The organism is Paenarthrobacter sp. NPDC056912 (assembly GCF_042786555.1).
In the GTDB taxonomy this organism is placed as follows: domain Bacteria; phylum Actinomycetota; class Actinomycetes; order Actinomycetales; family Micrococcaceae; genus Arthrobacter.
Genome location: NZ_JBHUCD010000007.1, coordinates 40911 through 63962, shown reverse-complemented (window position 1 = coordinate 63962; position 23052 = coordinate 40911). Strand labels below are relative to the sequence as shown.

General features: G+C 64.9%; 20 protein-coding genes. 4 read left to right on the top strand and 16 right to left on the bottom strand.

All coding sequences use genetic code 11. From position 1 onward, the window contains the following. Positions 1-118 precede the first annotated feature (118 nt). Positions 119-1768 carry a PucR family transcriptional regulator gene (locus tag ACFRJ9_RS09590; protein WP_377666817.1) on the top strand — a complete coding sequence of 550 codons (1650 nt, stop codon included), beginning with the start codon at positions 119-121 and terminating at the stop codon, positions 1766-1768. On the opposite strand, the gene menC is transcribed toward ACFRJ9_RS09590, so the two are convergent. Genes menC through ACFRJ9_RS09575 form a run of 3 tightly spaced genes read right to left on the bottom strand, consistent with a single transcriptional unit; the run spans position 1743 to position 7160 of the window. Further along, complete coding sequence (gene menC / locus ACFRJ9_RS09585; protein ID WP_377666815.1) at positions 1743-2909, bottom strand: o-succinylbenzoate synthase; 1167 nt, start codon at positions 2907-2909, stop codon at positions 1743-1745. The two genes, ACFRJ9_RS09590 and menC, sit on opposite strands and share 26 nt — an antisense overlap. Further along, positions 2890-3774 carry a hypothetical protein gene (locus tag ACFRJ9_RS09580; RefSeq protein ID WP_377666813.1) on the bottom strand — a complete coding sequence of 295 codons (885 nt, stop codon included), beginning with the start codon at positions 3772-3774 and terminating at the stop codon, positions 2890-2892. The genes menC and ACFRJ9_RS09580 overlap by 20 nt, the downstream gene beginning before the upstream one ends. Continuing rightward, on the bottom strand, positions 3771-7160 hold the full coding sequence (locus tag ACFRJ9_RS09575; RefSeq protein ID WP_377666811.1) for an LpqB family beta-propeller domain-containing protein: 3390 nt from the start codon (positions 7158-7160) through the stop codon (positions 3771-3773). Before ACFRJ9_RS09575 ends, ACFRJ9_RS09580 begins: the two co-directional genes overlap by 4 nt. A 206-nt stretch (positions 7161-7366) precedes the next feature. On the opposite strand from ACFRJ9_RS09575, the gene ACFRJ9_RS09570 reads away from it, so the two are divergent. Then, entirely contained in the window at positions 7367-8218 is an 852-nt protein-coding gene (locus tag ACFRJ9_RS09570) for a M55 family metallopeptidase (protein ID WP_377666810.1), read from the top strand. A 19-nt stretch (positions 8219-8237) separates the two neighbouring features. On the opposite strand, the gene ACFRJ9_RS09565 is transcribed toward ACFRJ9_RS09570, so the two are convergent. Beyond that, positions 8238-9041, bottom strand: coding sequence for a TspO/MBR family protein (locus ACFRJ9_RS09565; RefSeq protein WP_377666808.1), 804 nt, complete (start codon positions 9039-9041; stop codon positions 8238-8240). A gap of 111 nt (positions 9042-9152) precedes the next feature. Between ACFRJ9_RS09565 and ACFRJ9_RS09560 the strand changes: the two genes are divergently transcribed. After that, entirely contained in the window at positions 9153-9674 is a 522-nt protein-coding gene (locus ACFRJ9_RS09560; protein WP_377666806.1) for a MarR family winged helix-turn-helix transcriptional regulator, read from the top strand. Here ACFRJ9_RS09560 and ACFRJ9_RS09555 read toward each other — a convergent pair. The 6 genes from ACFRJ9_RS09555 to idi are packed head-to-tail and all read right to left on the bottom strand — an operon-like array spanning position 9669 to position 15417. Next, positions 9669-10880 carry a prenyltransferase gene (locus tag ACFRJ9_RS09555; protein ID WP_377666804.1) on the bottom strand — a complete coding sequence of 404 codons (1212 nt, stop codon included), beginning with the start codon at positions 10878-10880 and terminating at the stop codon, positions 9669-9671. The two genes, ACFRJ9_RS09560 and ACFRJ9_RS09555, sit on opposite strands and share 6 nt — an antisense overlap. After that, positions 10877-11227 carry a lycopene cyclase domain-containing protein gene (locus tag ACFRJ9_RS09550; RefSeq protein ID WP_377666802.1) on the bottom strand — a complete coding sequence of 117 codons (351 nt, stop codon included), beginning with the start codon at positions 11225-11227 and terminating at the stop codon, positions 10877-10879. The genes ACFRJ9_RS09555 and ACFRJ9_RS09550 overlap by 4 nt, the downstream gene beginning before the upstream one ends. Further along, a complete protein-coding gene (gene crtI / locus ACFRJ9_RS09545; protein WP_377666800.1) occupies positions 11227-12879 on the bottom strand; it encodes a phytoene desaturase family protein in 1653 nt (550 codons plus the stop codon). The genes ACFRJ9_RS09550 and crtI overlap by 1 nt, the downstream gene beginning before the upstream one ends. After that, positions 12876-13781, bottom strand: coding sequence for a phytoene/squalene synthase family protein (locus tag ACFRJ9_RS09540; RefSeq protein ID WP_377666798.1), 906 nt, complete (start codon positions 13779-13781; stop codon positions 12876-12878). Before ACFRJ9_RS09540 ends, crtI begins: the two co-directional genes overlap by 4 nt. After that, positions 13778-14872 (bottom strand): polyprenyl synthetase family protein, encoded by a 1095-nt coding sequence (locus ACFRJ9_RS09535; RefSeq protein ID WP_377666796.1) that lies wholly within the window; start codon positions 14870-14872, stop codon positions 13778-13780. The genes ACFRJ9_RS09540 and ACFRJ9_RS09535 overlap by 4 nt, the downstream gene beginning before the upstream one ends. Next, entirely contained in the window at positions 14869-15417 is a 549-nt protein-coding gene (gene idi / locus ACFRJ9_RS09530) for an isopentenyl-diphosphate Delta-isomerase (RefSeq protein WP_377666794.1), read from the bottom strand. The genes ACFRJ9_RS09535 and idi overlap by 4 nt, the downstream gene beginning before the upstream one ends. A gap of 111 nt (positions 15418-15528) precedes the next feature. Between idi and ACFRJ9_RS09525 the strand changes: the two genes are divergently transcribed. Beyond that, on the top strand, positions 15529-16098 hold the full coding sequence (locus ACFRJ9_RS09525; protein ID WP_377666792.1) for a MarR family winged helix-turn-helix transcriptional regulator: 570 nt from the start codon (positions 15529-15531) through the stop codon (positions 16096-16098). On the opposite strand, the gene ACFRJ9_RS09520 is transcribed toward ACFRJ9_RS09525, so the two are convergent. Genes ACFRJ9_RS09520 through ACFRJ9_RS09495 form a run of 6 tightly spaced genes read right to left on the bottom strand, consistent with a single transcriptional unit; the run spans position 16095 to position 22878 of the window. After that, complete coding sequence (locus ACFRJ9_RS09520) at positions 16095-17813, bottom strand: CocE/NonD family hydrolase (protein WP_377666790.1); 1719 nt, start codon at positions 17811-17813, stop codon at positions 16095-16097. The genes ACFRJ9_RS09525 and ACFRJ9_RS09520 overlap by 4 nt on opposite strands. Further along, on the bottom strand, positions 17806-18789 hold the full coding sequence (locus tag ACFRJ9_RS09515; protein ID WP_377666788.1) for an MBL fold metallo-hydrolase: 984 nt from the start codon (positions 18787-18789) through the stop codon (positions 17806-17808). The genes ACFRJ9_RS09520 and ACFRJ9_RS09515 overlap by 8 nt, the downstream gene beginning before the upstream one ends. Continuing rightward, positions 18786-19718: an alpha/beta hydrolase gene (locus ACFRJ9_RS09510; RefSeq protein ID WP_377666786.1), complete on the bottom strand. Its 933-nt coding sequence runs from the start codon at positions 19716-19718 to the stop codon at positions 18786-18788. The genes ACFRJ9_RS09515 and ACFRJ9_RS09510 overlap by 4 nt, the downstream gene beginning before the upstream one ends. Before the next feature lie 3 nt (positions 19719-19721). Next, on the bottom strand, positions 19722-20879 hold the full coding sequence (locus ACFRJ9_RS09505; RefSeq protein ID WP_377666784.1) for an FAD-dependent monooxygenase: 1158 nt from the start codon (positions 20877-20879) through the stop codon (positions 19722-19724). A gap of 21 nt (positions 20880-20900) precedes the next feature. After that, a complete protein-coding gene (locus ACFRJ9_RS09500; protein ID WP_377666782.1) occupies positions 20901-21854 on the bottom strand; it encodes a phosphotriesterase in 954 nt (317 codons plus the stop codon). Positions 21855-21864: 10 nt separating this feature from the next. Continuing rightward, positions 21865-22878 carry a phosphotriesterase gene (locus ACFRJ9_RS09495; protein ID WP_377666780.1) on the bottom strand — a complete coding sequence of 338 codons (1014 nt, stop codon included), beginning with the start codon at positions 22876-22878 and terminating at the stop codon, positions 21865-21867. Positions 22879-23052 lie beyond the last annotated feature (174 nt).

Genomic DNA, 23052 nt, shown 5'->3' with positions numbered 1-23052 from the left:
TCGTCCGCGGTACACCGTCGGGCTGCATTCCGTAATATCGGACGAAATCGGGGTACGATTTCATCGTGCGCAACAATGTCGAGTCGTACCGTCCGCCCGTAGTGTCAGAGGCGTGCTCATGTCAATGACGATACGTCCGCGATCAAGCCTGGGCCGGGTGCTCGAAGACCTCGGAACGACCCTTCTTGAGCTCGTCTGCGGAAAAGCGGAGGGCCAACAACAGATCGAGACGGTGATCATCCACGACTCCCTCGACGATGCCCTCCCCTCACACGGTGCGCTCGTGCTCGGCGTTGGGATGCGCGAGACCGGGGAAATCGTCGAGCTGCTCACAACCCTCGCCACCCAAGACGCCGCGGGCCTCGTGCTCCGGGCGCCAGTGACCGCAGACCCGGCGATCATACGCGCGTCCGAAGAATCCGGCATTCCCGTGCTGGCACTGACCCGCGGCGCCTCCTGGGCCCAACTCACTTCGATGCTGCGCTCGCTCATCGCGGAAGGCGACGTCGGCGAGAGCGGCCTCGGTGGAATGCCCGCCGGTGACCTCTTCTCGCTCGCCAATGCAATTTCGACACTTCTCAATGCTCCCGTCACGATCGAGGACCGCAACTCCCGGGTCCTCGCCTTCTCCGGCAAGCAAGACGAAGCCGATCCCGCCCGAGTGGAGACAATCCTCGGTCGTCAGGTTCCCGAACGCTACACGCGCCAGTTGGAGCAGCGCGGTGTGTTCCGCGACATGTATCGCAGCACCGACCCCATCCAGGTAGCTCCCGTAGATGCCGACCCCCAAGTGGCCTCCTACCCTCGTGTGGCGCTCGCCGTGCGTGCGGGCGACGAGATTCTCGGCTCCATCTGGGTTGCGGTGCGCGAACCAATGCCCGAAGATCGGATCGTGGCGCTGAAGGATGCCGCGAAGCTCGTAGCGCTGCACATGCTGCGGATACGCGCCGGTGCCGACGTTGAGCGCAGGCTGCGGGCTGATCTACTTGCCACGCTGCTTGAAGGCGGGCCGGGCGCGGCCGATGCCGCCTCACAGTTGCGTCTCACCGATCACCGCTGCGTTGTGCTTGCGCTCGCTGCCGCAGAGTCCGAAGAGGACGAGGAAGACGGGGCCGCGCATGCGCGTCTTCTCCCCGCACGGCAACGCATCGCCGACGCCTTCTCGATGCACCTGAGCGCGGTATATCCCCGCTCCGCCGCCGCTCTCATCGGCAACATCATCTACGGTGTCGTCAGCGTTCGCCCGGACCAAGCGGATGCCGACCGACGCACCGCACGGGTCGCCAAAGAATTCCTCGCCCGCATCGGCGGCGACCGGCGCCTGCTGCTCGGTATCGGCACCATCGCCGAGGGCCATGCAGCACTGCCCGCTTCCCGCGTCAGCGCGGATCGCGCCCTGCGCGTGCTTCAACTAGGCCGATCGCATGCGCAGGTCGTGATCTTCGACGATGTGCAAGTTGAGGCACTTCTCGTCGAACTCGGAGATCTTGCCGCCGCTCGCGGCGACCGCCCAAGCGGCCCGGTCGCACGCTTGCTTGAGTACGACCGGGTGCGCAACGCAAAACTTGTTGAAACTCTCCGCGCCTGGCTGGATGCCTTCGGCGACGTTGCCGCGGCGTCCGCGCTCGTGTACACCCACCCGAACACCTTCCGCTACCGCCTGGGCAGGCTCTCCGCCATTGGACAGATCGACCTGAGCGACCCGGAAGCGCGTTTCGCAGCCATGATCCAGTTGCGCCTACTCACCCACGGCGAGCGCTCGCTGTAAGTGTCTGAGCTCGCCGTGGGGCGACCGTGACGGTCGCTGTCGTCGCCTCGGCGAGCATCGCAGGGATCGGTTCGACGCCGATGCCCGGCCCGCCCGGGATCCGGATCTGGCCGTCTTCGATTCGGAAGGGTTCGGTGATGTCCTGCTTGTAGAAACGGTCTGATGCGGAGATGTCTCCCGGCAAAGTGAATCCGGGCAGGCCGGCGAGTGCCGCATTTGCCGCACGGCCGAGGCCGGTCTCGAGCATCCCGCCGCACCACACAGCGACCCCATGGGCCACGGCGATGTCGTGAATGCGTTTGGCTTCGAGGTATCCACCAACGCGTCCGGGCTTGATGTTGATAATTGCTGCGGCTCCCATGGCGATGGCGTCGGCGGCGGAGGCCGCAGAGACAATCGACTCGTCAAGGCACATCGGTGTCGAGATTTCACGGGCAAGGAGGGCATGCTGGCGCAGATCGTCCTCAGCGAGCGGCTGCTCGATCAGCAGCAAGTTGAAGGGGTCCAGCTTGCGCAGATGCGGGGCGTCGACGAGCCGGTAGGCGGTATTCGCGTCCACCTGCAACGGGATATCGCCAAAGCGCTCGCGCACTGCACGGACGGGCTCGATGTCCCAGCCGTGCTGGATCTTGAGCTTGATGCGCACGTAGCCCTGGTCGAGATAGCCGCCTACCGCGGAGAGCAAATCCGGGATTGACTTCTGGATTCCGACCGAAACGCCGGACGGGACCGTGTCGACAGTCGCGCCGAAATAGGAGGCGAAGGAAATATCCGTCGCCCGCAGCTGGGCATCGAGGATCGCCATCTCGAGCGCGGCCTTCGCCATGCGGTGGCCAACGATGTGCTCAAGGACGTGGCCTACAAGCTCGGCGGTGAGCGTCTTGCCCGCCTCCTGCCAGGCGTAGAGCGCCGGAATCAGGAAGCGCTGCAACACCTCGCGCGCGCCATCGAGATACTCGGGCGAGTACACGGGCCCGTCGAGGACGACGCACTCGCCCCAGCCGGTCACCTCACGGCCATTGTGCTCGGCCGTCACCTTGACGAGCAGCGGTGAGCGCGAGGTTTGGGTGCTGAACGAGGTGGTGAATGGTGACACGAGGGGCAGGGTGATATCGATGAGGTCAATGCTGAGAATGCGCACGTGCGGGGGTCCTTTCGAGACTGTAGTGGCCTTGGCGGGCGAAGTCGGTGACCTGCCAGCCGTCGTTCATGAGTGTTGCAAGGGCGTCACGGAGCGCGGGGCGCCAGCAAGCGGCTCGATCGGGATGCTCGATCCGCATTGTTTCTATGTCGGAGGGGATCTCGACCCGGACGCGCTGCGCTGAGCCCAGGGAGTCGGGGGAGAGGTGCGGCACACCGTCCTCGTTGTGCAGGACACAGGCCTCCGGTTCCGGGGTGCCCGCCGCTATGCGGGCACCGGGCTCCCGCAGCAGATCCCAGGCCAGTAGCATCCGGTCGCTGTCCTGGCCGCGGTTTATGCTGTCTGTCATCTCTCCGTAGAAATTGGGCAAGTAGTTCATTGCGGCTGTCCCGAGCCTGTGAATATTGAAGTAGGCGTTGCGCGCAACTAGTGGATCAAAGGTCCACGTCATGGTGTCGGTCCCGCGGCGAAGGCACCAGGCCCGCTCATGGTGTTTGAGTGCCTTGCCGACCCCCGCCCCGATGCTCCCGCCGCGGACGCCCGCGATGTGTGAGTGCAGCGTCCGGTCCGGCGGCGGGTGGAAGAATCCGACGCACACGCCAACCAGTTCCGTGCCGCGGTATGCGCCTGCGACGTAGTTGTGCGCGTGCGCGAGCGCGACAAGGAAGCCCGGGTCGATGAGGGGCTCGTTTCCTTTGGCCTTCCAGATCGTCGCGAGAAGAGCAGAGGCCAGCTCCATGTCGGTCGGGTCGTGCAGGGTGCGGACGCTGACCCCGCTGGCCACGGCCAGTGCCTGGGCCTGGGCCTCGGCACGTGAGGCGATCTGGTCGAGCCTGGCCTGGCTCGTGAGCAGAGCACCGGTCACGAGGCATCACCGTGGGGCATGTAGCGGTAGCCGAGGTAGGCGCCCTTCTCGAGCGGACGGAATTGTGCCCAGCCCGCGGAGTCGGGCGAGGTGTAGAGCAAGACGCCGGGCTCGGTGGCGGGCACAAGCTTAAGGGTGGTTGCTTTGGGCTCCGCGCCGTCCTGCAGGATGTCGGTGAGTTCGCGCATGGTGAGCTGCGGACCATTCCCGGCGTTCTCGAACATGAGCGCCGCTCCGCCGGAGGCGTAGCTGCGCGGTGTCCGGGCGATCTCTCGGGCAAGCGCGGCGGACGCGCCGTTCGAGTCCGCCTGCAAGGCATCCGGGATCCGCGCCGCCGAGATGGCACTGGCGGCATCGCCGAACAATTCCCGGTAGAGGCCATCCGGTTGGCCCCCGGTGGTCAGCAGCGCGAGCGCGAAACCGTCCTCCGGGAAGACCCGCAGATAGGCGCGTTGGCCAATGGTGCCCCCATCGTGTCCGTAGACGAATGTTCCTTTCCAGTCTTCGAGGAACCAACCGAGCCCCCAGCCAGCGGTGGAGGGCGACACTGCGCGCAGGCTTACCTGTTCCTCGAGCATGGCGCTGGCCGATTCGGCGGAGAGTATGCGTGTGCCGTTGGGCGCGAGACCGCCGCGGAGCGCGGTCTGGGCGAAGCTGAGCAGGTCCCCGATGCTCGCCGTGATCAGGCCGGCTGGCCCCATGGAGCGCGTGATCGGCCACGTCGAAACCGGCGCGGCTGCATCGCCGAACCCGGAGTGCCCCGTTGCGGTGGCGAAGCGTGGGGCGTCCGAGGTCAGGGTGATCGTGTGTTCGAGTCCCATGGGTGCGATGATGTGCTTGCGTAGCGCGGCGTCCCAGGTGGTGCCTCGCAGCACTTCGATGATCCGCCCTGCGACGACGAAGCCTGCGTTGCAGTACGAGAAACGCTCGTCGATCGGGTGCACCTGCCTGGCGCTCTTCAGTGACTCGACGTAGCGCTCGACGCAGTCGTCGCCGGGGCCGGTGTCGGTGAAGAGGTCCCCGTCGATGCCGCTCGTGTGAATCAGAAGGTGCCGCACCGTGACGGCGGCGGCGGTGGCGTGATCCGCGAGGGCGAAATCGGGCAGGATGCTCTGCACCGGTGCATCCAGCTCCAGGCGCCCCTCGTCGACGAGTTGCATGATGAGGACCGTTGTCCAGACCTTGGTGATCGAGCCGATCTGGAAAAGCGCGTCGTCCGTCGTGGATACCCCGGAGCCGGTGTCGAGTACTCCCGAGCTCGCCGTGGTGCATTCGATCGGGGTGCCGTTCTCGTTGAGCCGCACGATGCCGAACTGTGCAGCTGTGACCCCGTAGCGGGTGCGGAGAACGTCCAGGCGGCGGCGCCAGAAGCCGGCGCCGTGACCGGCGGCGGTGAGGCCGTGCGGCCGTGCGCGCGAGACGGGCCGCGTGTAGCTTTCGAGCCACTCGATGAGACGGCGGTTGTAGTCGATGCGATACTCGATCGGGCCGTCCAGGATGAACAGGTGGCTCCCGCCCGGGTAGACGACAAGGCGGGCCGGCACCCCGGCCAGGCGCAGGGCCTTGAACCATTCCTCTGCCTGCCCGACGGGACAGGTTGCGTCCTCGGCTCCGTGCAGGATGAGGGTCGGCGTTCTGACATTGGTGACCTGGGCGATCGGTGAGCCATCGAGGAGCTCGCGGTAGTGGCCCAGCGGCGCAACCCCCGTGCTCATCTCGGAGAAGTACGCGGCGTGCTCGCCATCGGCGGCCATGCTGGAGAAGTTGCAGATCAGGCCACCGGCGACGGCCGCGGCAAATCGGGTGGTCGCTGCCGTGAGCGCACAGGTGCCGAAGCCTCCGTAGCTGTAACCGGTCACGGCGAGGCGGTCGGGGTCGGCGAGGCCCTCGGCAACGAGTGTGTCGATCGGCTCGAGGAAGTCGCGTGCATCGGCGGTGCCCCAGCCCCCGTTTACGGCCCGGTAGAAGGCGTCCCCGTAGCCATCCGAGCCGCGTGGGTTCACCATCAGGATGCGCCAGCCCTTCGCTGCCAGGACCTGGTGGTAAAGATGAACGCCGTCAGCGACACCGCTCCAGGCGTTGTGAGGGCCACCGTGGATGTCGAGAAGCAGGGGCGCCGCGCCATCGGTCTCCGGGGCCGAGAGCACCCAGCCATGAACGCGTGTGCCATCGGTGATGGTGAACTCGCGTTCTTCGGCCTCGAACAGCTCGATGCCGGCCAGGGTGCTCTCGCGCAATTTCGTCAGCACCGTAACGACGCCGGTTGCCAGGTCGAGCGTCGCGACCTCACCCAGGCTCTGCCGGGTCGTAAGCACGAAGGCGACACGTTCGCAAGCGGACGCCACGGACAGGGCAGAGACCACCTGGTGGGGCCCTGCGAGCAGTGCCCGTGAGCCCGTGCCATCGGGGGCGAGCGCATGCAGCTGCGTCCAGCCGCGGTCGCGTGAGCAGTAGAGGACCTCGGAGCCGTCGGCACGAAACGCCGGGCGCCCGCCCGGGTAGCCCGGGAAGCCGGCCATGACATTGCGATCCAGCGGGGCAGTGAGCGAGGCGTCGGCCGTATCCGTGCCGAGGTATAGACGAAGGAGTTCGGCGTTGCCGGTGCGCGGCGCGCGATTCCCGACCGCGATCACTGAGCCACCATCCGGTGACCATGCCAGTGCCCCGCCGACGCTGGTGGCCTGGCCGATGCGGCGCGGCAGCGGCATTTTGGCGTCGACGTCGAGCACGTAGGCGCCGCTCGTCCAATCGAGGTCACTGCCAGGTTCGATTGCGGCCGTGAAGGCGATCAGCAGACCGTCGGGCGACCAGTTTGCCTCGCTGGCGTTCCAGTCGCCGTCGCTGAGGCGCCGCACCCGGCCGGATGCGATCTCACTGACAAAGAGGTGCAGTCGAACGGCGGCGTTCCAGCCGAGCCCATCGGTCTTGAAGCCGAGCCTGTCGATCACGATCGGCTCTTCCACCGCCGATACCTTTGCGTTGCGTGAAACCGGCGCGGTGATGGCGAGGCGGAGGCCGTCGGGGCTGACGCGCACGGCCGCAACACCCCGGGGGAAGTCAGCGGTGCGGCTAAGGGCCCGTGCTTCGCCTCCTCCGATGGGCAGCAGGTACACCTGGGCTGGTCCATCCGAGGCCCGCAGGAAGAGCACCGCGGAACCGTCGGGGACGAATTGCGGCGCGGAATCGGCCGGGCCGCTCGTCAGAGGCCAGGCCTCGGAGCCGTCGCTGACCGCCCAGAGTGAGCTGTGCGCGTTGCCGTTCAAGGTTTCCGTGCGGGTGAAGACCACGAGGGTGCCATCTGGCGAGATCGCGGTCTCGGCTGGCACGACGAAGCGCGCGATATCTTCGAGCTCAAGCGGGCGGTTCGTTAAGGTGTTGGGCGTCACGGTGATTCCCCTTCTCGTGGCGGTGAGTCCACTAGTGTCTTGTCCCTCTACCTTCGACGCTCCACTGCCTCTGAAGTTCGTTGGATCGTACAATATTGATGCCCTTTTTGGTTTCCAAGTCTCAAGAGCGATGACGTGTGTGGGCGCAATACTGAGGTCATGGGTGCAATCCTGTCCGCGCGCCCGCCACCTTCGAAGGAGAGCTCGTGAGCATCAAGACATTCATCTCGATCGACATGGAGGGCGTCGCCGGCGTCGCGACGTTTGACCAGGTCGCCCGCGGCGGCCATGGCTATCCACGCGCGCAGGAATTGATGACCCTTGAGGCGAACGCCGCAATCGCGGGCGCCTTCGACGGTGGGGCGGATGAGGTTGTCATCAACGATTCGCACGGCACGATGGACAACCTCATCCACGAGCGTCTGGACCCCCGGGCCATCGTCGTGTTCGGCAGTCCGAAGGCACAGTGCATGGCCGAGGGACTCACCGCGGATTGCGACGTCGCCTTGTTCATCGGCTACCACGCCCCCGCAGGGGAATACGGGGTGCTTGCGCACACCTTTTCGAGCCACTTCACGGAGGTACGGGTGAACGGTGCGGTGGTCTCGGAGGCCGAGGTCAACGCCATGTACGCGGCTTCGCTCGGTGTACCCGTCGGGCTCGTCAGCGGCGATGACGTGATCTGCCGCATCGCACGGGAGCAGTTCGCTGGAGTCGAGGCAGTCGAGGTCAAGGTAGCGCACGGCTACACGTCCACCGCATCGGTAGCGCCGTCCGTGGCCCGCGAAGCCATCCGCGAAGCCGCGGCGCGCGCCGTGCGCAACGCGGCAACTCTCACCGTTGCGGACGTGCCCGAGCAATTCACGGTTGCTGTGGACATGCCGACGGCAAACGCCGCCGAGCTTGCCATGTCGATTCCGGGTGCGCGACGCACCAGCGACCGCTCGGTCGAATGCACCGTAACGGATGCCGGCCAAGTCCTCGGGCTGATTGTCGTGTTCTATGAACTCGCCGCGAGCGCCATGCACGCGAAGACGGCACTCTTCATGCGGCGCTAGCGAGGGCAGCAAATGCGGGTCAACGCCGCGCTGAAACCCCAGCCAGCGCCGTTCGGGCCCGCACCGTGATCGCAGCTCCGAGAACCACCGCAGCAGCAACAGCGGCTGCGATCGCCGTCGGAAATGACTCGGGTGCGTCAACGCTGCGGCCGACCGTGATCCACACGAGGCCCCACGCGATGGCGGCGGCCAATGCCAGCCGCCCGTGGCCCTTGATAGCCAAAGCGATACCGACAACGGCGACCACTACCAGCACCGCGACGGACCAGATTTCAGGTCGGAAGCCGAACCCGGAGAAACCTGAGGCCTTCAATGCAGCCGCAATGTTGGCGCACACGGCCACGCTGGTCCAGCCGAGGTACAGCCCCAGGGTCCCGTCCACCACCACGGCCTCAATCCATGATGATGCGCGGGTCTGGCTGTAGCGGAGGAACGCCGCCACCAGGGTCACCAGCAGCGCAAGGATCACCAGGACACTGATAAAGAGCCAGCCGGCCTGGACTGACAGGATCCACGCCGCGTTGAGGACCATGGACAAGGCCACAACCCACCCCAAAGACCGTTGTCGAGTGTTGGCCCGCTGGGACGGCAACCACTGCCACACGGTGTAGGCAACAAGCCCGGCGTAGATCACTGACCAGATGGAGAAGGCAGGCGTGGCTGGGGCAAGGAGGGTGGAGTCGGCGGCCAGGGCACCGCCGGCGGCCTGTGCAATCGGGGTTCCGCCGAACACTCCGACGCCGATCATCGAGCCAACGATGCACACCACCAGGCTCAGCGTGACGGTGATTTGTCGGGCGGGATCCTGGGATCTTGTCGTCATGTGCAGGGCCTCTTTCCTTATCGGATGTGCGGTGTCATGCATTCACGAGGTAGGTGACCTAGTATCAAAATGCTAGTGATTCAAGCTTTACGTTTATCGAAGGAACATCGGATGGACTCGGAAGGCCACGCAAAGGGCTATTGGTACGGCAAAGACCCAGGTCAGAAGGCCATTGCCATTGACGTGCTGAACGCCTTGCGGGACTACCGTGCCTCCGAGCAAGCGATGCGTCGACGGACCCGCTCGTCCATGGGGATGGGGGAAAAGGACTTGCTGGCCCTGCGCTATTTGTTCGAAGCCGAGGCCGCCGGCAAAGTGATGAAACCGAAGGACCTTGGCGACAAGCTCGGGATAACGTCGGCGTCCATGACCACTTTGATCGATCGCTTGGTGGAGTCGGGCCACATCCGCCGCGAACCCCATCCAACAGATCGCCGCGCGCTGATCCTGAAGCCGACTCCCGGTTCCGATCAGGAAGTGCGGCACACGCTGGGCGGAATGCACCGACGGATGCTGGACGCGGCCTGTGCCTTGAATCCGGATGAATCGCAGATCGTGGTGAACTTCCTTCAGCACATGCGCGAGGCACTGGACACCATCGACGAAGAGCCAGAGGAACCGTCCCAGTCATGACGTGAGGCTCCACTGCAGGATGAAAACGAGCGTCACCACGAATCCTGATCCGTAGTTGAGCCAGATGAACCGGCGCCATGCCACATTGGTGCGTGCCGCCGTCGTATCAGTGACTTTCCAGTAGGGTGCGCAGTTGACGATGTATGGGAAGGCGATGATCGCCGCCAGCGGCCCGGGCCACGGCGTAGCCAGCATTGCGAGACCGGCAACAAGCCAGAGCACGACGGCGAGCCTCACCGTCCGGCGGGCGCCGATGACAGTTGCTATGGAGCCGATGCCGGCCTGCCGGTCGGGTTCGATGTCCTGGACGGCGCCGAAGGCGTGGGCAGCCATGCCCCACAGGAAGAACGCGGCCAGCAGGGTGAGAAGCCCCGGCGTCACGTCGGCGCCGGCAAGCGTCAAGCCGACGACGGCGGGACTCACGAAGTGCGTACTGGACGTCAGCGAGTCCAAGACCGGGCGCTCTTTGAAGCGGAGTCCCGCAACGGAGTAAGCCACCACAGCGAATGCGCTCACGCCCAGGGCGAGCCACGTGGCGGGGCCGGCCGCGAAGGCGAGCACCAGCAGGAAGGGCACGTTGGTAATGGCTGCGAGCCACAGCATGGGCCGGTGCAGATGGGGTTGGAGGAGGGCGCCTTCGATACCGCCCTTGCGCGGATTTTGCAGGTCCGACTCGTAGTCGAAGACGTCGTTGATGCCGTACATGGCCAGGTTGTAGGGGATCAGGAAGTAGAAGGTGCCCACGATCAGGACCCAGTCGATCTCGCGGGTGGTCAGGAGCATGGCCGCGGCAAACGGGTAGGCGGTATTGATCCAGCTGACCGGGCGGGAGGCGAGTAAGGCCTGGGGGACGAGGCCTTTGAGGTGGGGTTCGGCGCCGTGGGAACTGGCACCTTTGCGCTTGCGCGTCAGCCACATCCATAACCCGGGAAGCGCCACGACGCCCGCCAACGGGTACGCGAAGTCCTCAATGGGCGCCAGGCCTATCCTGATGCCGAGGATGTGCGAGGTGTCGTAGTGGAAAAGCTCCATGCCGATCATCACGGAGTCGAAGACGGCGGTCAGCACAGCGAGTGCGGCGAACGCCAGGCCTACGGCTTTCCAGTGCTTGGCGGCCTCGCCCGGTTGGGCGCCCGCACGGGCAAAGAGCACCCCGGCAGCGACTGCCGCGGCGATGAACGCGAGAGCGAGCCATAAGTACGTCACACGTTCTCCCGCTCCCGCTCGGCTTGCCTCGCGGGGATCCGTTCAAGGAGCCGCCGGGCGCCCGTGTAGAGGACCATGGTGCACAGCACCAGGAAGAGCAGGAACACGGGCTCTTCAAGGGGCAACTCAGGAGCGATCAGCAGGCCGGTGGCGATTGTGCCTTCGCCGCGCAGGAAGATCCCCAGCCCGATTCCGGCCAGGTCCCAGACGAGCAGGAACACAACCCCGACGGCGGTGACGATCGCCGCCGCTTTCGCGTCGTGCCAGAAGAACAGGCGGAAGCGGTGGTCAAGCAGGAGCATGCACGTGATGCCGAGCAGCAGCGAGAACAGATAGATGACACCCATCAGCCAATCCTGCTGGATACAGGCCTCGCAGTGACAGGTCCGGGGCTGTGGTCGCCACGGATCCGCTTCAGGACAAGCTCCGCACTGATGAGGCACATCGGCACCCCTACCCCAGGCGAAGTGGTGGCCCCCGCGTAGTACAGGCCGCGCACACGCTTGGAGGCATTCTGGGCCCGGAACATGGCGCTCTGCCGCAGCGTGTGGGCGGGCCCCAGCATGCCTCCGCGCCAGGAGTTGTAGTCGCGGGCGAAGTCGGCCGGCCCGATGGTGTGCCGGACCACGATGCGCTCGCGGAGGTCCGGGATGTTGGCCCACTGGGCGATCTGGTCAACGGCGGCGTCGGCTGTGCGCTCAATAAGGGCGTCGCCGCTGCCGTCCGGACCACCGGCTCCGAGTTCGGGATCAGCCGGGATGGGAACCAACACAAAGAGGTTCTCGTGGTCTTGGGGAGCGACTCCGTCATCCGTTGCACTGGGCTTGCAGACGTAGATGGATGCGGGATCCGGAATACTCGGTTTTTCACCGAAGATCGAGGCGAAATTTGCCTCCCAATCCCGGGTGAAGAACAAAGAGTGGTGGGGGAGTTCAGGAAGCTCGCCCCTGACTCCCAACATCACCAGGACCGCGCCCGGTCCGCTGGTACGGCTCTGCCAGTACTTGTTGTTGTAGCTCCTGTCCCTCACTCCAAGTAGTTGGGTTTCGGTGTGGTGGAGGTCGGCGCCTGAGACAACGAGGTCCGCGACGCTGTAGTGCTCTGCGCCGGAGCTGTCACGCCACTTCACGCCCGTGACTTCCCGGCTGTCCTTGCCGGAGAGGCTGGCGGGAAGGTTCAGGCCGTCAAAGCGTCCCAGCTTCCCGATGTGGGGTGCTTCGCGTGTGGTGATTTTGAGGGCCTCCGCGCCGGTGTGGATCCGCACACCGGCATCAAGAGCCAAGGCCTCGAGCCGCTCCACGAGAGCCCAGAACCCACCCATCGGATACTGCACGCCATCACCCAAATCCAAGGCGCTCATCAGGTGGTACATGGCGGGAGCATGGGAAGGGTTGGTGCCAAGGAAGACCGCGGGATATCCCAAGACCTGCCGGAGGACCGGGTGCTGGAACCGCTGGGAAACGTACTTGTCCAATGGGGTGGCCAGGAGTTGCAAAAGCTTGGGCAGGCTCCGCACCACCTCCGGATGGAGCAACCCCTTGAGCTTGGTGAAAGGGTTGTACAGGAAGAAGCGCTCAGCCATGTCCGTGGTGTGCCGGGCAGAAGCAAGGTAAGCCTTGAGCACCTTCGCGCTGCCGGGCTCAACCCGTTCGAAGGTGTCCAAAACCTGATTGCTGCCCAACGGGACGGTCAGCGGATCCGGTCGCACGCCGTCGTGGTTTGGCTCGCTGAAGATGCGGTAAGCGGGACTGAGCGTTCGAAGATCCAACTGTTCCGCGGTGCTGGTGCCGAGCAGCTCGAAGAAATGGTCGAAAACGCCCGGCATGAGGTACCAGGAAGGGCCGGTATCGAAGCGGAAACCGTCGCGTTCAAGGCTGCCGGCCCGCCCGCCAACGCGGTCACGTTGCTCAAGAAGCTGGACTTCGTGACCTTCATGGGCGAGGAGGGCGGCGGTGGCAAGCCCGGCGATGCCACCGCCGATCACTACTGTCCGGGTCATCGGTGCAGCTCCATCCAGGTTGAGGCGACAGCCCGGGCGGCCAGGCCTGCCTTGACCGTATCCGGAACACGGACGCGGGACCGGTAAAGCTCGTCCACCGTGGTCTGTTCGATCCTGTCCGTCAAGGCCGCGAAAAGGGCCAGTGCACTGCGGACCGCTGCCCGGGCATCATGCGGCAACAAGGGAATGGCCGCATTGGCGTCGGCCAGCTGGGCCCGGATGGTGCGGACCCAGTCCAGGCGATCACGGTCCTCCAGGTGATCGGAGGTACCTAGGTAACTGCGACCGAGCCGGGCGGTGTCGTCGGCCAGGTCACGGAGGAAGTTGATGTTCTGGAAGGCAGCGCCCAGCCTGCTGGCGCCGAACTCCAAAGCCGCAGCGTCGCCGTCGTCGATGTCTTCATCCCGCATGAAGACGCGCAAGCACATCAAGCCCACCACCTCGGCGGAGCCGTGCACGTAGCCCTGGTGCGCCTCCGGGTCGAAGCGAAGGGGTGCGGCCGGCGCTGCGCTGCGCTCGCCGAGGTCCGTGCGCATGGACGCGAAGAAAGGATCAATGAGGTCATGTTCGATACCGGCCACGCGGGCCGTTTGCGCGAACGCATGGATGATGAGGTCGCTGCTGTAGCCGAGTTTGACAGCCCGGTGGGTCTCCTCGATGAAGTGGGTGAGGGCCTCGCATTGTTCCTGGTAGCTCAGGCCGGCCTCAGCCGTCACGCCGTCCACGAGTTCATCGGCCACGCGCACCAAAGCATAGATGTTCCGGACGTGCTGGCGGTGCCTGGCCCCGAGCAGCCTGCAGGCGAGGCCGAATGACGTGGAGTAGGCCGCGATGACCTGGTTCGCGGCGCGCTCGGCAGTGCGCGTGAAGTGCGTGAATGAGGTGTCGGTGGCCAGGCTCATGATTGCCGTCCTTCCAACTGGCCCGCGAGGTCCAGGAGCACATTGCGCACGCTTGCCGGGACCTGTGATCCGGGGTTGGTCAACAACTCATGGAACTCCCGCATCTGCTGGTCGATGAGGTCCTGGACGAATTTCTCCGCACCGCAATTGCTGAGCTCCCGGCGCACGTGGTCAGCCTCCGCGCCGTTGAGTTCAGGCCTGCCGAAGAAGGGCTCAATGCCCGGCCACGCACTGGTCATCCGTGCATGCGCGATGATGGCAGTCTGCTTGCCTTCGCGAAGATCGGAGTAGGGATCCTTGCCGTGCCGGCCCGGATCCCCGAAGGTGGACAGGAGGTCGTCTTGGAGTTGGAAGGCGAGCCCCAGGTGCCGGCCGGCCGCCGCCAGCGCGGACTCGACGGTGAACCCTGCACCAGCGAGGGCCGCGGCTGCACGGAGGGGGAGCTCGAACGTGTAGGTAGCCGTCTTGTAGCCGCACATCATCAAGATGGTCTCAAGCTCGGGGGCAACGATGCCGTCACCGAGGCCGACGTCCAACTGCTCTCCTGCCACGGTCTCGTTGATGGTGTGCTCCAGGAGGTCGAGGAGGCGGAGCCGCAGTGCGTGGGGGAGGTCTGCCCGGGCGAACGCCTGATGCGTGCCCGCCAGCAGCATGTCGCCCATCAGGATCCCGCCTGTTTGGGCCCAGTGGAGGCCGCCATCGGCTCGGGGGAGTTCGCCGGCTTCCGCCAGGAGGGAACCGATGAGGTTCGGGTGCCCGCGGCGGACGAGGTCGCCGTCGATCACGTCATCGTGCAAGAGGAAGGCGTAGTGGAGGAGTTCAATCGCGGCTGCGATGCTGATGGCCGTCCCGCGTTTGCCGGACTCGGAGGAACCCGTTTGCTGCAAAGCGTCGTAGGTCTCCATGAGGAGGAGGGGGCGTACTAACTTGCCGCCGAGGACGTTCTGCCCGGCTAGATCCCAGAGGCGGCTGAAGTGGGGGCCATAGGTGGCCGCGGAGCTTGCCCTCTTTTCGATGAGCCCGCTCAGTTCGTTTTCGATGCGCGTGCAAAGGTCCGTGCGGCTGCGCAAGGCACCGGACGTGACGGTCATGCTCCCGCTCCGATGGGCAAGGCCCGGGCCTGCAGGAGTTGGGGAAATTGCAGGACGAGCCACGGGCTGAATGCCGAGGGGGTGTTCTCCAACGCATCTGCGAGCAGCGCCGGCGAAACCCAGGCCCAGTCCGCCACCTCGGCCGGATTCGGTTCCACCTGGCCGCCGATCCGGGCTACATAGACGGGGCAGATTTCGTTTTCGACGATTCCAGTGGGGTCCACTGCCCTGTAACGGAAGGAGGGAAGGACCAGTTCGATCCTGTTGGCATCCACGCCGAGTTCGAACCGTGCGCGCCGCATCACCGCTTCCTCGAAGTCCTCACCCGGCCCCGGATGTCCGCAGAAGCTGTTGGTCCATACGCCGGGCCACGTCTTCTTCTCCGGTGAGCGTCGGGTCAGGAGTACTTGGCCGGACTCGTTGAGCAGGTAGCAGGAGAAGGCCAGGTGCAGGGGCGTCTGCAAGGTATGCACCCCGGATTTGTGGGCAATCCCGATGGGCTCGCCGGCGTCGTCAAGAAGGACGACCATCTCTGTCGCGTTCACTTTTCGCCTTCCCTCAGGACCACCTCAACGAGCAGCGCACTACGCCACTATATTGCTAGACAAGCTAGAAGAAAGGCTACCATGTAGGAAGTTAGGTGTAACATACTCAGCATGTCCAGTCCTGACGAAATCGACGCCACGATCTCCTCTGGCATCTATCACTTGGACTCCAACGACCCCCATCAGGAACTCGTGGACAGGTCCGGCCTCACTGAGGCGGACATCCGGCAGATCAGTGCCCTGATGGCCGCACTGGGGAGGTTGCGCGACGCCGAACAGCGGCTCTCCGATGCTTCACTGCGCTACATGAAGCTCAACCAATCGGACATGCGGGCCCTGCACTACCTGATCGTCTGCGCCAATCACGGCGAAATTGCCACACCAGGGGCAATAGCCGGTCACCTTCACATCTCGACGGCGTCCACCACCAAGCTCCTCGACCGGCTGGAACGCGCCGGACACATTGCCCGACACGCCCACCCCTCAGACCGGCGCGCCCTTGCGATCGCTATCACGCCCCACACCCACGACGCCGCCATGCAGACCGTGGGGCGGCAACAGGCCAAGCGCTTCCTGGCCGCCGCGCGGCTGACGCCCGCGGAACGGGAGACAGTGATGCGTTTCCTCGATGACATGGCAGAAGAAATCGACGTGGGCAGCGAGGAGTGGGCGCGTTCTTAGCTGCCCCCGGTGAAAGGCAGGACGATCCGCGACGGGTGCGCGGCGTCGCGGTAGATCTTGTGCGTGACGGGCCGCCCTACCGGCAGATGGAAAGCATCCGGCGGAAGCAGGGCGTTGTGTTCGTCAGCCAAGGGTTCGCTGTTGGACAGCTCGACGGTCAGGTGATGACCCGGTTTGAAGGTGTTGGCGAAGGGGTAGAGACGCAGCACGTACTCCTCGATCTGCCCGGGCTCCACCGGAACTGCCCTGGTGTGCGGGTGGTGCGGGCTGCCTTCAGTGGTGCGCTCATCGAGTTCACGGTGTGACGCCTTGAGGTAGCCGCTGGTGATCAGTTGGCGTTTGCCGTTGGGCGCGTAGTCCCACAACCGGAGGATGAAGTTGGTGTCCGGCTGGTCTATCTCGGCGAAGATGTGGGCCGCGCCCGTACCGATCATTTCGGACTCCTGCTCGAACGGCGGAGTGCTCCAGCTGAGGATCTCCACTTTGTCCGTCACCGTCAGCGGCGCCTGGTAGAAGCCGTCCGGCGCGGCGTATTCGGCGCCCATGGGCTCGGGTTCAGCGGATAGCTTGCCGCGAGGCCGCAGGAAGAACGGCGTGTACTGGACTTCCTTGGGTGGCCACTGGTCTGCAGTGACGGTTTCGCGGGAGCCCTCCACGAAGACCCTGACGGCAGGCTCGTCCATGACCCCGTTATCGATGCCCTTGATCCAGTAGTCGTACCAGCGGAACATTTTGTCGTGTTCCTCGATGAAAGGCCGGGACTGCATCGGCGGATAAGGGCCGATGTCCAGCTTTTTCGGTCCCTTGAGTTCGTTGAAGAGCTCGATGGTTCCGTCCATGGTCCAGCCGCGGCCTTGGTCGATCTGCAGCCACACCGGGATGTCGATTTTCGGTGCCAACGTGACGGGGTTTCGTTCCTCATACCATTCACCGTCCAGCTGGTTCATGACAATGTCGAACCACGCTTCGTGGTTCGTGGGGTAGTTCAGCACGTGGACCAGGTTGGGCCACGCGGCGACGTCGGGATCCTGCAGGCGCTCCTGGACGAGCCTCTTGAGTTCTTGGGGGGAGTATTTCTCCATCATGCGGGACTTCACATTGTCCGTGAACGCCCAGCCGGAGTCTCCACCACGGCCCTCGCGTGCAGCCCGCGGCATGAACCACATGATGCCGCCGTGGTAGGTGGTCTCGTAGAAGTCGTAGTGGCCACCGGAGACAAAGATCGCCCGCAGGCTCGGCGGACGTTCCGCTGCGGCAAGGACTTGCATGGACCCGAAGTAGGAAATGCCCACCATCCCCACGTTGCCGTCGCACCATGGCTGGGCCGCGACCCATTCGATGAAGTCGAAGGCGTCCTGGCCAAGGGAAACCCCGCCGGCGTTGTAGTTGCCGATGTGCTCGCCGCCGGAATGCCCGGATCCGCGCAGGTCGCCGATCACATGGACGTAGTCTTCCTTGACGATCCTTGCGATGTCACCGGCCTCGATGCAGCCGTCCCACATCGGACTCGGGCGACGCTGTGGAGGAGTAGTGAGAGCCAGCGCCTGCAGCTCCTTGCCGTACGGGCTCAAAGCCACCAGTGCGGGGCGCGGCTTGTCCTCCATGCCTTGGTACGCGTCGGCAGCGAGCTCGATGCCGTCGCGCATGGGGACCCGCAGATCCTTCCGGACCGCGATCTTCTCGCCGCCGGCGTTCAAAAGTTGGAAGTCATCCATGGGTGGCCTTCTCCTCATCGTTGGTAGTGGTGTCATGGCCCGCTGCCTCGAAAATCCTGCGGTAGCCGTGGAGCGTGGTGAAGAAAGGCGACGGCTCCAGGTTGGGATCGCCCGTGTAACCCAGCTCTTCGGCAACGGCGGCGAACGGTGAATAGCCCGAAGCCGTCTCCGCGAGTCCCGCATCGAGGCAGCGGCAGGCTGCGCCACTCACACGGGACTCGAGCGAGATGCTCTCCTGGAGTGCGCGTCGCGCCTGCGGTTCATCGAGTTCGACGCCGAACGGCTCACCGTCCGCGCCGCGGTACGGATGCCCGAGGTACAGATGCCGCGGACGGATCTCATCGCGAAGGTACTCGAGGCTCGCACGGTAGCCCGCAGGGTCCACGAAGCCGGGGAACCCGTTGGCCGCACCGTGGACCTGCACGGCATCGCCCGCGAAGACGTCGTTTTGGCCGTCGATGACGTAGGCCACCGACCCTGGAGTGTGACCCGGGATGGAGTGAACGGAAACAGCCACGTCGCCACCCAGGGATATGGTTTCGCCGCCCCGGACCAGGAGGGTCGGCTCCATTTCGCCGGAAATGACGGCGTCGGCCGCGGCCGCTACCCGGGTGCCGCCGTCGTGATCCTTTAAGTACCGGCCGCGGCCGGCGAGATATTCGTCCACGTGGGCACGACGCGAACGCAGCATCGGCGCGTCGGCCTGGTGAATGACCACCTGCGCCCGCCGTCCAGTGAGCTCCCACAAGGCATGGGCTCCGCCAATGTGGTCGATGTGTCCGTGCGTCAGGAAAATCCAGCGGACGTCCTCGATCCTGCGGCCGATGGCCTCCAACGCCGGCACCATTCCTTCCGCGGGCGACGACGCGATTCCGGTGTCGACAATGGCCGGCTCGGGCGCGTCGATGAAGAAGCTGTAGAGGCCGAAACGGCCCCACGGCGAAACGATGGGTTGCACGCGTACGGCCTGGGTCATTTCCCGGGGCTCCGGTGCAGGAACTCCGCCGTCTCGCTGAAGACGCCGTGGAACTCGGGGATCCAGGAAAAGTTCTGGACGAAGCCATGGTTGGCGCCTTCGTAGCGGCTCACGGTGGTTTCGACGCCGGCCTCCGCCAAGCGCTGGCCGTACAGTTCGCCTTCGTCGCGCAGGGGGTCAAACTCGGCGGTGATGATGAGCGCCGGTGGCAGGCCGCCCAAGTCCTCGCGCTTGATGGGTGAGACGAGCGGGCTGGCCGGCTCCGCACCGCCGTCGAGATAGAAAGCGTTGAACGGCTTCAGACCGGCCGTTTCCAGGCCGTAACCCTTGGCGTTCTCACGCATGGAGGGGTAACGGTCAGCGTCGAAGTCCAGGTCCAGCGACGGGTAGAAGAGGATCTGGTGGGTGATGCCCGCAAACCCGTCATCGTGCGCTTTCGCGGCAACTGCCGCCGCGAAGTTTCCGCCCGAGCTGTCGCCCGCAATCGCAAGGTTCTTGCCGTCCCAGCCCAGGTTTTCGCGCTGCTCCGCCGCCCAGCGGACCACGGCGTAGCAGTCGTCCAGGCCAGCGGGGAAAGCGGCCTCGGGTGCCAGCCGGTAGCCTACCGAGATGACCTTGTGGCCGGTCTCCTGCGCTAGTGCACGGGCGAGGTGGTCATGCGTATCCAGGCTGCCCAGGAAGAAGGCTCCGCCATGGAGGTAGATCAGCAGGCCGTGCTGGTCCGCGTCCGTGGGCGTGTAGATCCGCACCGGCACCTCGCCTGCGGTGGTCACCGCTGTGGCATCGACGACGCCGTGAAGCGGCAAGCGCTGTTCCATCGGCGGGACCCGGGCTGCTTCGCCCGCGCGCATGGCCGCGGGGTTGAGCGGCGAACCGTCGGGCGCGGGGAGGGTGCTGAGTACCTTGGCGATCTGGGGATGGAGGGGCATGGGTCAGGCCTTTGCTTCGGCGGGCAGCTGCGCTGGCAGCTGGGCCGGTTGCTGCGCTGGGGGTTTCTGCCCGGGGAAGACATCGTCCACCTCGTCCTCGGTCCAGCCTTGGCGCGAAATGCGCTGCAGCTCATCGGTCACGGGCTTGCGCGTTGCCTGGAACAAGGCCAGGGCTTCCTTGACCGAGTCGGCCTGGACCAGGGCGTCGGCGAGTGCGCCGGCGTCCATGATGGCCGAGTTGGCGCCCTGCCCTTGGTGGTGCAGCATCGAATGGGCTGCGTCGCCCATGAGCACCACGGAGTCGGTGTGCCAGGACTCGAGGGGGTCGATGTCGTAGACGGCGCGGATGTTCACGTTGTCCATGTCCAGGCCGCGGGTGATATCGATAATCCGCTGGTCGAAGCCCTGAACAGTGGCCAGGAGGTCTTCCTTGGTGACGGTGGGCGCCCAGGTGCTGTCGGGGCAGAGTGCGGTGATATCGAAGGACACTTGGTTGCGGTGGCGCAGGGGCAGGAGGTAGACCTTGGTTCCCCGGCCTATGTACATGCGGAGGTTGTCGTCCTCCACCATGCCGTGGGCGTCGTCGATGGAGATGACAGCGCGGTAGGCGTGTTCGCCGGAGAAGACAGGGCCCTTGTCGCTGAACAACTGATGCCGCACTACGGACTTGATGCCGTCCGCGCCGATGACCAGGTCAGCTTCAACCGTCCGGCCGTGTGCGAAGGTGAGGACGGAATGGGTGCCCCGATCATCCAGTGTTTCGAGTTTGTGGCCGAGATGGACCATGCCCTCGGGGAGGACGCTAAGGAGTGCCTCGATGAAGTCTCCCCGGTGGATCAGCTGGGTCTTGGTCTGTTCGGCGTAGTCGTCGATGCCCGGCCAGGCTTCCTTCATGATCGGTTCGGCCGTGGCTGTAAGGATTTCGAAGTAGTCGCTGGCCGAGCTCACCTGGGCGATCGCCTCAAAAGTGCCCCATTGGCGGAAGCGGTCCATGGTGGAGGGGCGGAGGCCGATTCCGGCGCCTACCTCGCGGATCTGGCTGGTTTGTTCATAGACGTTGACGTCCGCACCGAGCAGGCTCAAGGCCTTGGCGGCCGCAGCGCCGCCGTACCCTGCGCCGACAATGGCGATTCTGAGGTTTTTGATGTCCGAAGCCTTCATGTGATTGATCGCTTTCTTGGTTCAGGCGCTGAGTGAGAGGAATGCGGCAGGGTTGTCCACGAAGATGGTCCTGATGGCGTCCTCCTCGAGGCCGGCTTTGCGGAGGTCCGGGATCAGGTCCTCGAAGATGTAGTTGACGGTGTGGCCCTTCACCCCTGCCCAGCCGAGCGGACTGCAGTTGGCGTCAGCTCCAGCGAGTGCCTTGTCCAGATGGCCGGCATTGAGGAAGCGAAGGAAGTGGTCCAGGCGTTCCTGGCGCGGGCGGGCCCAAAACGGCGGGTCCTCAAGCTCGGTCTCGTAGCCGAAGGTATCGAACCCCACCCGGCCTCCTTGTTCCGCGATCCAGGTGTCCCGCGTGTTTTCGGCGTTCACACCGTCGTCGACGTGGCCGAAAAGGACGCGGTCCAGCGGCAGTCCTTCCTCTTGGAAGATGGCGATCGCGTTTTCGGCGTCGATGGCCAGGTGCGTCAGGACCGGCGCCCCGGTCTGTACGGACGCCCGGGCTGCGGCGCGGTAGATGCGCTTGTCCAGGTCCGTCATGCGCCCGCCGCGGCTGACGCCGACTTTGATGACGCCTGCCCGGCTTCCGGTGGTGCCGATTCCCACGGTGATTTCGTGGATGAAGACCTTGGCCAGGTAGTCCACGGAGGCACGGGCGAAGTGCGGGAGGGCGGTGTCGCCTCCGACGAAGCCGGTGCAGGCAACGATGTGGACGCCGGTCTTGGCGGACAGCGATTTGTAGTAGTCGACGTCGCGGCCGTTGCAGATGCCGGTGGCGTCCACGAAGGTTCCGCCGCCGTACTCATGGAAGGCCCGGAGCTTGGGTACCGTCTCGGCGTAGCGTTCCTCCGGCGTTTTCCACCATTTGGTGTCCAGCTCGCTGCCGGGCATGCCGTATCCGATGTGCTCGTGGATGGCCACGAGTCCCAGTTCTTCGGCCGGGATGGTTCCCAGCACTGTGTTTACCTTTGACAAGAGGTTCCCCTTAGGAATGTGTGAGGAGTTCGCGGGGGTTGTCCACCAGAATCCGGTGGGCATCCTCGTCGCTGAGGCCCTGCTGCTTGAGGAAGGGCACGAACGTTGACAGGACGTGGCTGAAGGGAAGGTCATAGTCCGGGTGTCCCTTGGCCACGCCGATGGCATTGCTGGACAGGATGATCCGGTGTCCGTGCCCGGCCTCCACCAGCTCGACGACCAACGCGGCGCGTTCGACGTCGGACAGGTAGTTTGCGTCGTCGTTGAGGCCCACGTGGTCCAGGCCGGTAAACGCCCCGCGCCTGGCGACTTCCACGGCGGCGCCTGCGGCATCCTTACGGTCCAGATCGCCTACGAGTACCCGTCCGGCAGGGAGCTTTTCGTCCAGCACGATGTCCAGGTCATGCAGGGCGTCTGCGCCGAAGCGGATGGACAGCGGAATTCCTGTGCTCAGGGAGGCCCTGGCCGAACCCCGGAAAAGGCTCTCTTCGGTTGGTGTCATGCCAGCGCGGTCTGCCGTGGTGGTGACCAGGCCTGCGGATCCGCGGCGCTCGACGCGGGGAACCACCATGCCTTCGCTGGCCTCCTTGCTGAACAGCTCGGCGAACTTTTCGGCAGGCCACGGTGTAGGCGGGTTGGTCTGAGGCGTGAGGAAGTAGCCGCCCAGCGTTTCTTCGGGGCCCATGCCCGTGGAGGCAATGATGTGGACGCCTGTAGCTCGCGAGAGGGCCTCGTAGAGTTTCACGTCCCGGCCGTGGAACATGCCTGTGCTGTCCACGATGGTCCTGCCGCCATGCGCGCGGAAATCGCTGAGTTTAGCGGCCAGGACCTCGAAGATCTCGGCCCGGTCCATGCTGATGTCCGGCGCGTACTGGGCTCCGGGAACCACTGAAAGCAGGGCTTCGTGGACGGCTACTACGCCCAGTTCGTGGGCCGGCACGGGGCCGAGCACCGTGTTGACGGCTTTACCGGCCGTGGCGGTGTTTGGTGTTGCCGGGGTGTCGACGGAAAGGGGATGTATCACTGGCTTCTCCCTTGAAGTCCGGGTCTGATGTGCAGCCAGCGTCACACAAAGCTTTACATGATGTCAAGAAAACATTCTTGATGTGCGTATCTCTTGACACTGCGTAAAATTTGCATTCAAACTGTGAGCGAAAGCACTTCATCCTCCAATCGACCCGAAACAAGGGAGTTTCAT